Origin of the sequence: Pedobacter kyungheensis, assembly GCF_000812965.1 — a bacterium.
In the GTDB taxonomy this organism is placed as follows: domain Bacteria; phylum Bacteroidota; class Bacteroidia; order Sphingobacteriales; family Sphingobacteriaceae; genus Pedobacter; species Pedobacter kyungheensis.
The window spans coordinates 256,715-271,901 of record NZ_JSYN01000004.1; the positions used below are offsets into that span (position 1 = coordinate 256,715).

General features: G+C 39.2%; 13 protein-coding genes. 10 read left to right on the plus strand and 3 right to left on the minus strand.

Features of this window, described 5'->3' with window-relative positions; genetic code table 11:
• Positions 1 to 39: 39 nt before the first annotated feature.
• Positions 40 to 3,267, minus strand: coding sequence for an amidohydrolase family protein (locus OC25_RS05145; protein WP_039472482.1), 3,228 nt, complete (start codon positions 3,265 to 3,267; stop codon positions 40 to 42).
• A 14-nt stretch (positions 3,268 to 3,281) separates the two neighbouring features.
• Positions 3,282 to 4,250, minus strand: coding sequence for a PDDEXK nuclease domain-containing protein (locus tag OC25_RS05150; RefSeq protein ID WP_039472484.1), 969 nt, complete (start codon positions 4,248 to 4,250; stop codon positions 3,282 to 3,284).
• Between the two features lie 114 nt (positions 4,251 to 4,364).
• Here OC25_RS05150 and OC25_RS05155 point away from each other — a divergent pair, with 114 nt between their 5' ends.
• From OC25_RS05155 to rplT, 10 genes are all read left to right on the plus strand, one after another.
• Positions 4,365 to 6,257 carry a RecQ family ATP-dependent DNA helicase gene (locus OC25_RS05155; RefSeq protein ID WP_039472487.1) on the plus strand — a complete coding sequence of 631 codons (1,893 nt, stop codon included), beginning with the start codon at positions 4,365 to 4,367 and terminating at the stop codon, positions 6,255 to 6,257.
• 23 nt (positions 6,258 to 6,280) lie between these two features.
• Positions 6,281 to 6,832, plus strand: coding sequence for a hypothetical protein (locus OC25_RS05160; protein ID WP_039472489.1), 552 nt, complete (start codon positions 6,281 to 6,283; stop codon positions 6,830 to 6,832).
• Complete coding sequence (locus OC25_RS05165) at positions 6,832 to 8,139, plus strand: MFS transporter (protein ID WP_039472491.1); 1,308 nt, start codon at positions 6,832 to 6,834, stop codon at positions 8,137 to 8,139. The genes OC25_RS05160 and OC25_RS05165 overlap by 1 nt, the downstream gene beginning before the upstream one ends.
• 21 nt (positions 8,140 to 8,160) lie before the next feature.
• Positions 8,161 to 8,898 (plus strand): (Fe-S)-binding protein, encoded by a 738-nt coding sequence (locus OC25_RS05170; RefSeq protein WP_039472493.1) that lies wholly within the window; start codon positions 8,161 to 8,163, stop codon positions 8,896 to 8,898.
• A gap of 250 nt (positions 8,899 to 9,148) precedes the next feature.
• Entirely contained in the window at positions 9,149 to 10,057 is a 909-nt protein-coding gene (locus OC25_RS05175; protein WP_039472494.1) for a hypothetical protein, read from the plus strand.
• Between the two features lie 131 nt (positions 10,058 to 10,188).
• Complete coding sequence (locus OC25_RS05180; protein ID WP_039472495.1) at positions 10,189 to 11,286, plus strand: acyltransferase family protein; 1,098 nt, start codon at positions 10,189 to 10,191, stop codon at positions 11,284 to 11,286.
• Positions 11,287 to 11,608: 322 nt separating this feature from the next.
• Entirely contained in the window at positions 11,609 to 13,534 is a 1,926-nt protein-coding gene (thrS, locus tag OC25_RS05185) for a threonine--tRNA ligase (RefSeq protein ID WP_039472496.1), read from the plus strand.
• Between the two features lie 17 nt (positions 13,535 to 13,551).
• Complete coding sequence (gene infC, locus OC25_RS05190) at positions 13,552 to 14,121, plus strand: translation initiation factor IF-3 (RefSeq protein ID WP_051691975.1); 570 nt, start codon at positions 13,552 to 13,554, stop codon at positions 14,119 to 14,121.
• Between the two features lie 29 nt (positions 14,122 to 14,150).
• On the plus strand, positions 14,151 to 14,351 hold the full coding sequence (rpmI, locus tag OC25_RS05195; RefSeq protein WP_010600880.1) for a 50S ribosomal protein L35: 201 nt from the start codon (positions 14,151 to 14,153) through the stop codon (positions 14,349 to 14,351).
• Positions 14,352 to 14,424: 73 nt separating this feature from the next.
• The gene (rplT, locus tag OC25_RS05200; RefSeq protein WP_025144714.1) at positions 14,425 to 14,769 is read left to right on the plus strand and encodes a 50S ribosomal protein L20; all 345 of its coding nucleotides are present in this window, start codon (positions 14,425 to 14,427) and stop codon (positions 14,767 to 14,769) included.
• A 67-nt stretch (positions 14,770 to 14,836) separates the two neighbouring features.
• Here rplT and OC25_RS05205 read toward each other — a convergent pair whose 3' ends face one another.
• On the minus strand, positions 14,837 to 15,166 hold the full coding sequence (locus OC25_RS05205; RefSeq protein WP_039472501.1) for a YegP family protein: 330 nt from the start codon (positions 15,164 to 15,166) through the stop codon (positions 14,837 to 14,839).
• Positions 15,167 to 15,187: the final 21 nt, after the last annotated feature.

Below are 15,187 nucleotides of genomic sequence, written 5' to 3' on the forward strand. Positions count from 1 at the left end.
CAAATTTACTTAATATTAATTTGTTGAGCAACATGTAAATTAATCACAATGTGGCACGGTGAAAGTCCAGGTTTCCGATTCGCCTGTTGGAATAATGAAACCATTTCCTCTGGTATTTTCGAACCACAATTTGCCTCTTAACTTCTCCCTGGTACCTACTTCGTTCATGGTTGCACTATCGTAAAGACGACCATTAATCATCACATACTTAATTTTCTCCGAATTGCGGATGTCATCAAGCGGATTGGCATCCATGATCACCATGTCAGCAAGCTTACCTACTTCAAGCGAGCCAATTTCTTTATCCATGCCCAGATAATGCGCACCATTTAGAGTAGCAGCTTTAATGGCCTGTAAAGGTGAAAACCCACCTTGAACCAGCATCCACAGTTCCCAATGTGCGCCTAATCCCTGAATCTGGCCATGGGCACCCAAATTAACTTTCGTACCGCCATCGGCAATTTGTTTGGTTGCTTTGGCAATATCGATATGGTTGTAATCGCTATATTCTGATGTGGTACGGCGGCGGGCTCTTGCATCAATAATCGAACGTGGTGTATAGGTCATCAGCTTCTCGTTTTCCCAAACATTGGTTCTGTCGTACCAGTAATTTTCTCCCCATTGGCCGCCATAAGCTACAATTAAAGTAGGGGTATAGCCTACTTCCGTATTGTTCCAAAGGGTAGTTACATCTTTGTAAACCGGTAAAACCGGGATACTGTGCTCAATTCCGGTATGTCCGTCGGCAACCATATTCATATTGGTGAAAAAAGTAGAACCACCTTCGGGTACAACCTCCATTTTAAGCTGACGTGCTGCTTCTAAAATCTGCTGACGTTGCTCACGACGAGGTTGATTGTAAGATTTTACCGAGAAAGCGCCTACAGCTTTTAACCTGCGTAAATTAGCCAAAGCATCATCCAGGCTGTTAATCACCACTTTAAAATCACCATCGGCACCATATAAAATCGAACCGGTTGAGTACACACGCGGGCCAATCATACGGCCTGCTTTTAGCATTTCGCTCTGGCTGAAAACCATTTCAGTATTACTCGATGGATCGTGTGAAGTGGTAACACCAAATGCCAGGTTAGCCATGTAGCTCCAGTCGTTTTGTGGCGTAATGCCGTCCGGACTAGTGCGCAAATGCGCATGCACATCTATAATACCAGGCATAATCGTTTTGCCGCTTACATCAATTACTTTAGCGTTTGACGGAATGATTACAGCATCTACTTTACCAATAGCGGTTATTTTGTTGCCATCGGTTAAAACCGTACCGTTTTCAATTACTTCTTCACCTTTCATCGAAATAATTCGGGCACCTTTTAAGGCCACAATTCCGGTAGGTAAATCCGATTTAAGCACCAGGTTAATATCAATTGAAGTAGCTTGTGTTTTAGGTGTAGTGCCATCAAAGTTGAAAGCGCTGTTTACATCAATGCTGTAATATTTAGGGCCTAAAGTCCAGTGCAGGGTTTTGCTATCGGCACTCCATTGGATATAGGTACCACCATCGGTAGTAACTTTGGTTACCGGAATGGCTTTATTTCCTGCTGAGGCATCCTGAGCGGTACCCACGTTAATCATAGGTGTGATGTACACGTTAAACAACTCGTTAAAAGCAACCCATTTATTATCTGGACTAATCACGAACTGGTTGGCATATTGCGAAGTAAAGTGCGTACGCTCATTAGCACCATTTAAATCGATACTTTTTAATGCTTTTTTGCCATCGGCATAGCTCTGGAAATAAATGCGTGTATCGGTATTGTTAAACTGCGGACGAATGCCATTTTCTGAGATCAAAGTTTTGGCGCCACCATTGGCAGCCATCATAAAAATACCTGTTCCACGACCGTAATTATAGCCTAAAACATCGTTACCGCTACCTTTTCTGAAAACAATTTTATCGCCTTTGGTTGAATATTGTGGAGAATAATAAAAACCTTTTTCATCACTCAACGTAATAGTTTTGCCAGATTTATAGTCTGTTCTTTTAATAGCTCCCCTCAGTTCATCACTCCAGGTGGTGTAAACTACATATTTACCATCTGGACTAAATGCTGGTTCGAACTCGAAATCTAAACCATTGGTTAAACGCTCAGGTGTTCCTGCAGGCAATTCCTGTTTGTAAAGATAACCTGCTGCATTGAAAACAATGGTTTTTCCATCAGGTGATGTGATTAGCTGTCTTAGCATTTTGGCCGAAAATTCATTACTGAAAACCTGTTGCTCGAAATGCAAAGCCTGTTGTACGGTTTGGATAGTATTGGCCTGAAAAGGAATGGTGCTATTAATTAAAGTACCGATTTCAGTTTTCCTGATTTTACCTTTGGCGTAATAAATCAGGCTTTTGCTGTCTGGTGTCCAGGCAAAGTTAGGGTAAACGCCAAAAATGGCCCAGGTTTCCTGCTGATCGTGTGATAATTCTTCGCTTACCGGCCATTCTTCGCCAGTTTTGAGGTTTTGTACGTATAAAGTAGATTTTAATCTTACACGTTTTACAAATGCAATCAAATTGCCATCTGGAGAAGCTTGCGGACGGCAGGCACCACCTTGTTCGTTAATTAAGGTGTTTAATTTTCCAGTGATTAAATCCAGCTGACGGATGGCATAAATGGTTCCGTTAGGGTCTTTGCTATATTCGAAATTTGGGCCAGGACTCACATCTTCGCTAAAATAAACATAGCGGCCATCAGGCGAAACATTAGGTTCGCCAGCATCCTGCTGGTCGTTTTTGCGTTTGGTTAACTGTACACCGTCTCCGCCGTTAATGCTATACATCCACATTTCGCCAGCGCCTAATGAACGACTGGCTGTAAAGTGTTTACGGGCCACAATATATTCGCTGTTAGGCGTCCAGGTTGCATTATTTAATAACCTGAAGCTTTCTTTCGTAATCTGTTTTTTACCTGAACCATCACGGTTCATGATCCAGATGTTATCGCCACCGCTTTTATCGCTGGTGTACGAAATATATTTGCCATTCGGGCTAAAACGGGGTTGAACATCCCAGGCAATGCCGCCACTAATCAGCTTTGCTACACCGCCTGTTATTGGCATTACGTAAATGTCGCCCAATAAATCGAACACAATTTCCTGTCCGTCGGCACTCACGTCCAGATTCATCCAGGTGCCTTCATCAGTATTTAAAGTGAAATTTTTCGTAGTACCCTGATATTTTTCTATGTCCCATTTTTTTTCCTGGGCATTCGAACTTAAAAACAATAACGTAAGGGCTGAGAGAAAATAAAGGTGCTTCATTATAATGGGAGGATTTATTTGAATAATTCGTGTATTTTTCTTTGAAGTAATTTTTTATCAGGCAGTTGTGTTTTGTATTCTGCAACCAGAGTCGGAGAGAGGCTTCGACTTAGCGCATATTCAACTACTTCATTGTCTTTATCCTTACAGAGTAAAATCCCGATGCTTGGATTTTCATTAGATTTTTTTACGTCCCTATCCAATGCTTCTAAATAAAAGTTCAATTGCCCCAAATGCTCTGGTTTAAACTTATCTACCTTTAATTCAAATGCAACTAAACATTGTAAGCCACGGTGGTAGAAAAGCAGATCAATATAGAAATCGCTATTGCCAACCTGTATTTTGTATTCCTCACTGATAAACAGAAAGTCTTTACCTAATTCAAGGATGAAATTTCGCATTTCCTGAACCAATTTTTTTTGTAAATCACTTTCGTTATGAGGCTCTGTTAGGTTTAGGAATTCGAATACATAAGTATCTTTAAAACTATTTTCTACATCATTTTGTAGAACTCTCAGCACTGCTGAGAGTTTTACATTATCTGAAATAGAGCGTTCAAAAAAGCTACTGTTTATCTGCCTTTCTAGCTCTCTTGAACTATATTTTTCTTTTAAACAAAGTTTTATATAAAACTCTTGCTCTTCAATAGACTTAGTCCTTGATAAAATAATTAAGTTATTAGTCCAATTTATTTCCCTCAAAAGCGATGAGAGTTTTGGATAATCCTTATAACTTTCATAAAACTGTTTCATCCGCCAAAGATTTTTATCAGAAAAACCTTTTAAATCAGGTTCATTCTTAGATAAAAATTCTGCTAGTTGCTTCACGACAGATTGTCCCCATTCCGCATTTTTCACCTTAAAGTGGATATATTCTCCAATATTCCAATAAAGATTAATTAACTCAGAGTTTACAGATTTTAAAGCGGCCGTTCTGGCGTTTTTAATTAAGCTAATGATATCTGCAAACTGCGTTTCTAACATGTATTTGTCTTATTTAGCAAAGGTAATAATCTTTTCTAAAGATGATTTTTTCAATTTCAAACAATAATAAGTGTCAATTTTGGATTAAATGTATAGTTTTGAGATCGCCGATTTATGACAGCAATAGAGATTTTACAAAAATATTGGGGATACCAGGCTTTCAGGCCGCTGCAGGAAGACATTATTGCTTCGGTTTTAGAGGGAAAAGATAGCTTAGCACTTTTACCCACTGGTGGAGGCAAATCGATTTGCTTTCAGGTACCCGCAATGGTAAAGGAAGGCATTTGTATTGTGGTTTCGCCTTTAATTGCGCTGATGAAAGATCAGGTAGAAAACCTGAAAGCAAAAGGCATTGAAGCCATTGCCATTTATGCCGGAATGGGTAAGCGCGAAATTGATATTTTGCTGGATAATTGTATTTACGGCAAGGTTAAATTTCTGTATTTATCGCCCGAAAGACTGCTGTCTGAACTGGTTCGCGTTAGAATTTCTTACATGAATGTGAACCTGATTGCGGTTGACGAGGCCCATTGTATTTCGCAGTGGGGCTATGATTTCAGGCCACCATATCAGCAACTGGCTAAACTCCGCGAAATTCATCCTCAGGTGCCGGTACTTGCACTCACCGCTACAGCCACTGCATTTGTACGCGAAGATATTGTAGCTAAACTGGAGATGAAAGATCCACAGGTTTTTATTAAAAGCTTTGCCCGAGATAATTTGAGCTATGTGGTTTTCGGCAACGAAGACAAGTATAAAAAACTAATTGATATTTGCCGCAATGTTAAGGGTACAGGACTCGTTTATGTGCGGAACCGTAGAGAAACTGCCGAAGTAGCTAATTTTCTAAACCGCAACCAGATTAGGGCCGATTATTATCACGCCGGACTGGAAAGAGACATTCGTTTTCAAAAACAGGAAGACTGGAAGCAAAATAAAACCAGAATCATGGTAGCTACCAATGCATTTGGCATGGGTATAGATAAAGCCGATGTACGTACTGTGGTGCATTTAGATTTACCTGAAAGCTTAGAAGCTTATTACCAGGAAGCTGGTCGAGCGGGGCGCGATGAAAAACGGAGCTATGCGGTTTTACTCGCGAATCAGTCAGACATTATGGGGCTCGAGTCGAGGCACCTGGATAGTTTTCCTTCACCCGATGAAATCAGAAAAATATACCATTACCTGGGCAATTACTTTCAGCTGGCTTTTGGAGCAGGCGAGGGGCTGACCTTTTCTTTTGATTTAGCTGACTTTTGCAAGCGTTTTAATATTAGTGTTTTAAAAACTATTTCAGGATTGAAATTTCTTGAGCACGATGGCTACCTTACGCTTTCTGAAAGTGTGTTTTTGCCTTCGCGTATGATGTTTATTGCCAGTCACGAAGATATTTACCGGTTTCAAATCGAAAATAAAGCTTACGATGGGATCATAAAAACAATATTGCGTTCGCATGGTGGGGCTTTTGATGGCTTTGTAAAAATAAACGAATCTGATCTGGCTAAACGAACAGGCTTGGCTTATCGGGATGTGGTTGCCTTATTGAATAAACTGCAGTCCATAGAATTGCTTACCTATATTCCTCAAACCGACCAGCCACAGCTGCAATATATCCGATCGAGAGTGGATATGGATCATTTCGATTTAGATGTTAAATATTTGGGTTTAAGGAAAGAAATCCTCCATAAGCAAATTAATGCTGTAGTTAAATACGCTTCATCTCATATCTGCCGGAGCATTCAGCTGCTCGAATATTTTGATGAGCAAAATGCTTCAAAGTGTGGCGTATGCGATGTTTGTCTGGCCGAAAAAAGGACAGAGAATCAAAGCCAACTCAGTGAAGAAATAGAATTTGAAATTATTTCACTGCTGCAACAAGAAGCGCAGGTACTTGATGATCTGGTGATGAATATCAAAAATGGCGCTGAAAATGAACGCATCGAAATTATCCGTGATTTACTGGATGCCGGGAAGATTAAAACTGACGGGAAGAAGTATTATCTTTAGCGGGTATAATCAAAAATGTATTTATGATTAATCATGAAAAAGAGTTAATAGAAAAGATAGATTTACATTGCGGTAGACATGATTTTTCTGAAAACAAGAATTATGTTGAATTCTCATTTTATGCATGCTTTTATGAACTTTTGAATATAGAGAATTCATATTGGGATACAAATTTTAATGGAAATGAGATTTTTGAAATCTTAACAACATTGAAAATAGAGATAGATAGAGATTTTTTGATCAAAAGATATAACGATCGGACTAATAACGATGTAGAAGTATTTCATTCAAATTTCGATGAGCAGGTGTTTGCATTTTTTGATTTGGAGAAAGAAGAAACTGATCAGAATGATATGTTTTTTTTCGGTTTAAGATGCCTTAAAAAAGATGAACCGATAATAAATCAAAAACTTTTAAAGATTTACAGGGAACTAATGACCTCTTCTCCATTTGAATTTGATATTTTAAATCATAGACTTTATAATAAAACTTTTCGCAGCTATTTCTATTTTTACGATCGAAATTATAATCCACATAAAAGACAGATACACCACCATAACTTAAGTACTAGTTAATGATAGAAAAAAACAATAAGAAAACCATCCGCTCATGGGCTTTCTTCGACTGGGCAAACTCTGCCTATAACCTGGTTATTACCTCAACTATTTTCCCGGCTTATTATACCATTATTACCACCACTAAAGAGCATGGTGATAAAGTAACCTTTTTTGGCCGCACTTATGTTAATACTTCGCTTTCTAACTATGCGTTGTCTTTCGCTTACCTGATCATGGCGCTGGCTTTACCCATTTTATCGTCAATTGCCGATAGAAGAGGAAATAAGAAATCGTTTATGAAATTCTTCACCTATATGGGCGGACTGGCCTGTGTGGGTTTATATTTCTTTAAACTCGATACGCTCGAAATGAGTATCATCTTGTTTGCTTTAGCAGCAATGGGCTACATTGGAGGGGTTTTATTCAGCAATTCTTACCTGCCCGAAATCGCTACCGAAGAGCATCAGGACCGCGTAAGCGCACAAGGATTTTCTTATGGCTACATTGGTTCGGTATTGTTGCAGCTTATTTGTTTCTTATTTGTATTGAAACCTGAGTGGTTCGGTATTACCGATGCTTCCTTCCCGCCACGTTTGTCGTTTCTGTTGGTTGGTGTATGGTGGATTGCCTTTTCGCAGATTCCTTTTTCAGTGCTTCCGAACGGAACACCGCAAGCGGGCAAAGTTAAAACCAATATCATTAAAGATGGTTTCAGTGAGCTAAGCAAAGTTTGGAAACAGTTAAAGCAGATCAAAAAACTGAAAGGATTTTTGGTTTCTTTCTTCTTCTACTCAATGGGCGTGCAAACCATTATGCTGGCAGCGGCAGGTTTTGCAGAAAAAACACTGAAACTGGGTACAGCTAAACTCATTGCAGTTATTCTCATTATTCAGCTGGTGGCTATTCCGGGTGCCATGTTGATGTCTTATCTGGCTAAAAAAATCGGCAATGTAAACGTGCTGATTATGGTGGTGCTGGTTTGGATTGGCTGCTGTGTGTACGGTTATTATATTACCAACGAATACCAGTTTTATTCGCTTGCTGCAATTGTCGGCTTAATCATGGGTGGTATTCAGTCTTTATCGCGTTCTACCTATTCTAAATATTTGCCAGTTGATACACAGGATACCACCTCTTTTTTTAGTTTTTACGATGTTACCGAAAAACTGGCCATTGTAATCGGCTTATTTAGTTTTGCTTACATAGAAGAAATTACCGGCAATATCCGTTATTCTATTATTGCCCTGGCATCATTTTTCATTATTGGTTTAATCCTTTTGTTTGTTTTGAAAAAAATCGAACGCAAAGAAGCACCAAAATTGTAAGTTTGTAGGCTAAAGATTATGATGAAAGTAGAATTATTTGTGCCCTGTTTTGTAGATCAGCTTTATCCCGAAACTGCTTTTAATACCCTTAAATTGTTAGAGAAATCGGGTTGCGAGGTCAGCTATAATTCCAAACAAACCTGTTGCGGTCAGCCCGCCTACAATGCGGGTTATTGGGATGAAGCCAAACAGGTAGGTACTAAATTCTTAAACGATTTTTCTGAAAATACCTACGTTGTTGCACCGTCAGCATCGTGTGTAGGGATGGTAAAGGGTGGTTTTAACGATCTGTTTACCAATACCATTGTTCACAATAAATGCCGGAGCTTACAATCCAACATCTGGGAGCTTTCAGATTTCCTGGTTAAAGTGGCCAAAAAAGATTATTTCGGAGCAGAGCTGGAAGGGAAAGCCGTTTATCATGATTCGTGTAGCGCTTTGCGCGAGTGTAAAATTAAAGACGAACCCCGTCATTTACTTTCAAAAGTACATGGTTTGGAAATGATAGAAATGGAAGATACCGACATGTGCTGTGGCTTTGGCGGTACCTTTGCCGTTAAATTCGATGCCATTTCTTCGGCAATGGCCGAGCAAAAGGTAAACCATGCATTAGCTCAGGGTGCTGATTATATCATTTCTACAGATTTATCTTGCTTGTTGCACCTTCAGGGGTATATCGATAAAAACAACCTTCCGGTAAAAACCATGCACATTGCCGATGTGCTGTGTAATGGCTGGCTGGAAAGCACAGAATATTAAATTATTAAACCTCGCAGGTTTTAAAAACCTGCGAGGTTTAATATTCTTATCTATGGCTGATCGGCTCCAGCCAATTCATAAAACCTATGTAAAAAATAAATTACAAGAACCGTTTGTTGCCTATAAAGCACTCATTTAGTTAATCTTACTGTTTAAATTAACACTTTTTAACAAGCTTTACGTTAAATCTAAAATACCTTTGTTAAACCTTTTCAAGGCATTAAACTCTAACTAGCAAATTCAAAACAAAATGAAAAAAATATTCATCGCTTTATTTGGTGTTTTATCGATAGTGTCGGTTGCAAACGCACAAAAGAAAAAAACTTCAGGGGCTATACAATTCGAAAACACGATCGATCCTGCAGCTATGGCATCAGCCAATGGCATTCAGTTAACCGATCAGATGAAAGCCAGAATACCTTCATCGAGCAAAACCAATTTTGAGCTATTGTTTACAGCAACCAATGCCAGTTATATGCCGGTTGAAGAAACCGAAGATAGCAACGGCGCAGGTGGCGGTGGTGGCGGAATGGGCCGGATGATGATGCGTTTTGGTGGTGGCGGCGGTAACCGCGAATACTACTATACTTTTGCTGATAAAGGCTTAACGGAAGTGTTCGATCTGAACGATACCACGTATTACATGCCGAGTAAACTAACTCTTTCTACTTCAGGACCAGTTTCTTCGTTCAGAATGGGCGGTGGTAACCGTAATGATACCACTACGGCAAAACCTGCTCCGGCTCCAAAAATTGAAGTGGTTAAAACCGATTCGACCAAACAGATTTTAGGCTTTACCTGTCACCAGGCGATTGTGAGATCGACCAGGGCCATTAAAATTTTAGATATGGATAAAAATGTAGTAGAAGAAACTAAAATCTGGTATACCAACGATTTAGGCTTCGATTTTTCTCCTAATCCAAACATGTGGACCGAAGGTGCGGTTTTAGCTATTGAAGGCAGAGGGAACAGTTCAATTGCCAAAAGCATTGAGTACAGAAATGTAAGTGCAAAAGATGTAACCGCTCCTAAAAAAGCAAAACTGATTACCGCAGAAGAGTATAAAACTAAAATGGAGAACATGATGAAACGTTTTAGACAAAACAGACCAGGCGGTGGTGCTGGCCAGGTAAGAGTATTTGGCGGTGGCGGCAACTAAAAGCATACAAGCAACAAAACATAGCAGCCTGTTCCATTCATGGAGCAGGCTTTTTTTGTATCATTTTTGAAGTCATTAATTGTAATTCTGACATTTTTCCTATTATTGGAGTCAGATATAAACTAACCAAGGTGATTACAGCAGAAAACAAAACGAATTTACTCAGTACCAAACAACATTTTGAAATTTTAGACGGGTTAAGGGGAGTAGCCGCGATTGTAGTGGTAATTTTCCATTTTATGGAGATTGCAATAACCGATTACAGCAAGAATTTTGTCGGACATGGTTACCTGGCTGTCGATTTCTTTTTCTGTTTATCAGGCTTTGTAATTGCCTATGCTTACGATACCAGGGCTCCACATATTGGTATTACGCAGTTTTTCAAGTTAAGACTTATCCGCTTACATCCATTGGTTGTAATAGGAGCGGTTTTAGGTTTGCTTACTTTCCTCTTCGATCCCTTCAGTGATTTCTATCCCGTTTACGGCTTTGGCAAAACCGCATTATTGTTTTTAACAACGGCATTCCTGATTCCATATCCGATTATGCCTGAGCGTTATACCAATTTATTTTGTTTAAATGCGCCGGCCTGGTCATTATTCTGGGAGTATGTAGCCAATATTTTTTACATCCTTTTACTCTATAAAATCAATAAGAAAGCCTTAATAAGCCTGGTTTTAGTAAGCGCAGCTGTACTTTGTTATGTCGCAGTTTATTCTAGCGCAAAAAATCTCGGCGGTGGCTGGGGCGGACAAAACTTTTGGGATGGCGGAGCAAGAGTGCTCTATTCTTTCACTGCCGGTATGCTGGTTTATCGCTTTAATCTGATTATTAAAAATAAACTGGGCTTTTTAGGTGTTACAGCACTGTTACTATTAGCTTTTTTATTTCCTTATAATGATGATTACAATTGGGTTACTGAGCCTATCATTGTATTGCTTTATTTCCCTTTATTGGTAGCGTTAGGTGCGGGTGCCACATTAAGTCCGGCTTTAAAAAATACCTGCAGGCTGTCAGGCGAGATATCTTATCCACTTTATATGACGCATTATCCGTTTTTATGGATTTACCTTACTTATGTAGCTGTAGTGAAGCCAAAAGGCATGATGCTTTTTGGCGTTATTCCGGTTTCAGTCATACTACTTATTATTTTGGCTTACCTCATTATGCGGTTTATCGATATCCCTTTACGTAAATATTTGAAGGATAAATTTTTAAGTAAGGCTTAAGGTTTAGCCATACAAATCATATCAACAAGATAAAATGCTCGTGTGAACAGCCATAACCGGGAAACCAGGTACTAATCTGTGTATCTCGGGCATTTTATTGCGTTTGGAACGGATATGAAGCCTTTTATTGCGCTTCTACTTCGTTTAGTGTATAACGTCGGAGATTTTATAGAAAATCCCTGCTAATCCGTGCCTCCGTGGCGATGTGATATAAAGTAAATCTTGCTTTTTGATCAATAAATCCATACCTTTGCACAAAATAAAATCACATTGTAAGTGATCTTTAAAACCATTTTATTTAAATTTTAAATCATAGTTGTAGATGATTAACATTACTTTACCTGACGGCTCTGTTCGTCAGTATGAAAAGGGCACTTCTGCCCATCAAATTGCATTATCAATTTCTGAAGGTTTAGCCCGTAACGTATTAGCCGCTGAGGTTAATGGCGAAGTTTGGGATTCAACAAGACCAATTGAGTCTGACTCATCTGTTAAATTGTTAACCTGGAACGATGCAGCTGGTAAATCAACTTTTTGGCATTCATCAGCCCACTTAATGGCCGAAGCCTTAGAAGCCCTTTATCCGGGAACTAAATTTGGTATTGGTCCGGCAATTGAAACCGGTTTTTACTATGATGTAGATTTCGGAGATAAAGAATTCTCATCAGACGATTTCAAAGCCATCGAAACCAAAATGATTGAGTTGGCTAAGCAAAAGGAAACTTTTGTGCGCGAAAGTGTAAGCAAAGCTGATGCTGTCAAATATTTTACCGAGAAAGGCGATGAGTACAAACTCGATTTAATTGATGGTTTAGAGGATGGGAAAATTACTTTCTATACTCAGGGTCAATTTACCGATTTATGCCGTGGTCCACACATTCCGAATACTGGTTTTGTAAAAGCTGTAAAACTGATGAATGTGGCTGGTGCTTACTGGCGTGGCGATGAAACTAAAAAACAGTTAACCCGTATATATGGCGTAACTTTCCCTAAGGCAAGCGAGCTTACCGAATATCTGGCTATGATTGAGGAAGCTAAAAAACGCGATCACCGTAAATTGGGTAAAGAACTCGAATTGTTTGCTTTCTCAGAAAAAGTGGGTATGGGTTTGCCATTGTGGTTGCCAAAAGGAACTGCTTTGCGCGAGCGTTTGGTTAATTTCTTAACTAAAGCACAGGCTAAAGCTGGTTACGAGCAAGTGGTTACACCACATATCGGTCATAAAAACCTGTATGTAACTTCCGGTCACTGGGAAAAATATGGTAAAGATTCGTTTCAGCCAATTAAAACCCCGCAGGAAGGAGAGGAGTTCTTCTTAAAACCGATGAACTGCCCGCACCACTGCGAGATTTATAAAACTAAACCACGTTCTTACAAAGATCTTCCGGTGCGTTTTGCTGAGTTCGGTACGGTATACCGTTACGAACAAAGTGGCGAGTTACATGGTTTAACCCGTGTACGTGGCTTTACTCAGGATGATGCACACTTGTTCTGTATGCCTGAACAGGTTAAAGACGAGTTTAAAAAAGTGATCGACCTGGTGCTTTATGTATTCAAATCTTTAGGTTTCGAAAACTATACTGCACAGGTTTCTTTAAGAGATCCTGAAAATAAAGCAAAGTACATTGGTTCTGATGAAAATTGGAAACTGTCGGAAACTGCAATTATCGAAGCAGCAGCAGAAAAAGGCTTGAACACCGTTGTAGAATACGGAGAAGCGGCATTTTATGGTCCTAAGCTCGATTTTATGGTTAAAGATGCCTTAGGCAGAAAATGGCAACTGGGCACTATTCAGGTAGATTATAACCTGCCTGAGCGTTTCGAACTGGAGTACACCGGCAGCGATAACCAGAAACACAGACCGGTAATGATTCACCGTGCGCCGTTTGGTTCGTTAGAAAGATTTATTGCCGTATTGATTGAACATTGTGCCGGAAACTTCCCGTTATGGTTAAGTCCGGAGCAGTTTATCATTCTTCCTATTTCAGAAAAATATGAAGATTATGCAAAAAAAGTTTTAGATGAACTAAATAATTCCGATATTCGCGGGCTGATTGACTTTCGCGATGAGAAAATCGGTCGTAAAATACGCGACGCGGAGGTTAAAAAGATCCCATACATGCTCATTATCGGCGATAAAGAGATGGCAGAAGGTAAAGTTTCTGTACGTAAACATGGTGAGGGAGATTTAGGCGAAATGACGTTGGAAGAGTTCAACAATTTATTAAGAAAAGAAATAACAGTTTAAATTAAAATAATACAAATTTGGCATTAGGAAGACCAGGATTTAACAGGGGGCCACGTCCACCTTTTAAGAAAAAAGAAGCAGAGCATAACATTAATCAGTATATAAAATCGCCAGAAGTGCGTTTAGCTGGCGATAATGTTGAACCGGGGATTTATCCTTTGGCGAAAGCTTTGGCGCTTGCTGATGAACTGGAATTGGATTTGGTAGAGATTTCTCCAAATGCCGTACCACCGGTTTGTAGGATTATTGATTACAGTAAATTTGTTTACGAGCAAAAGAAAAAGCAAAAGGAAATTAAAGCTAATGCTAAACAAACTGTAATTAAGGAGATCCGTTTTGGTCCTAACACCAACGATCACGATTTCCAGTTTAAATTGAAACATGCGGTAAGCTTTTTAGAGAACGGCGAGAAAGTTAGGGCTTATGTGCATTTTAAAGGTAGAGCAATTGTGTACAAAGAGCAGGGAGAAATTTTATTATTGAAATTTGCCCAGGCTTTGGAAGATGTAGGAAAAGTAGAGTTATTACCGAAGTTAGAAGGTAAACGTATGTTCCTTACTGTTGCGCCTAAAGTAGCAAAAAAATAAAAACAATTTTATAAATTAAATAACAGGTTATGCCAAAAATGAAAACCAATTCCAGTGCCAAAAAGCGTTTTTCGCTTACTGGAACAGGTAAAATCAAAAGAAACAAAGCATACAAAAGTCACATCTTAACCAAGATGAGTACTAAACGTAAACGTGCGCTTGGAAATGCAGGAATTGTAACAGATGCAGATTCAGGTAACGTAAAACGTATGCTTTGCATCGGAAAGTAATTCATTAATTTCACCAGGTATCAGGCATTAAAGTTCCTTAGTTGGACGCCGCTTACCAAAAAACAACAACAACATGCCACGTTCGGTAAACGCAGTAGCTTCGAGAAGAAGAAGAAAAAAGATCCTTAATTTAGCCAAAGGTTATTGGGGAGCAAGAAGTAAGGTTTATACTGTTGCTAAAAACACAGTAGAAAAAGGTTTGCAATATGCATACCGTGACCGTAAAGTTAAGAAAAGAGAATTCCGCGGATTGTGGATCCAACGTATCAACGCTGGTGCACGTCAGCACGGTATTTCTTACTCTCAATTAATCGGTAAACTAGCTTCTAAAGAAATCGGTTTAAACCGTAAAGTATTGGCTGATTTAGCAATGAATCACCCAGAAGCTTTCAAAGCTGTAATTGATGCAGTAAAATAGAATTTTCGTTTCGACGATAATCATATTTAAAAAAGGGAACCAGACTGGTTCCCTTTTTTTTGTGCATCTAACTTTGATCATCTGTGTCTGCATCTGGTGCATTCTTTTGAACAGATTCAATACCATTATCTCTTGCAGCTGTACTTTCATACATTTCGCTCGAGCCAATAATTTGTCCGTTGGTAGCTTTTAGGCTAAAATAGTACTTACCATTGCTCGAGGTTTTCTTTTCGAATTTAGAATCGTCTTGTGCGTTCTTTTTAACAGACTCGATGCCGTTTTCACAGCTTGATTTTGCTGCGTAACCTTCGCTGGCTAAAATAACCTGACCATTACCGGCTTTCAGATTAAACTGATATTCGCCGTTAGACCTTTTAGTAATTACAAATTTTCCCATAATACTGATTTTAATTATCCG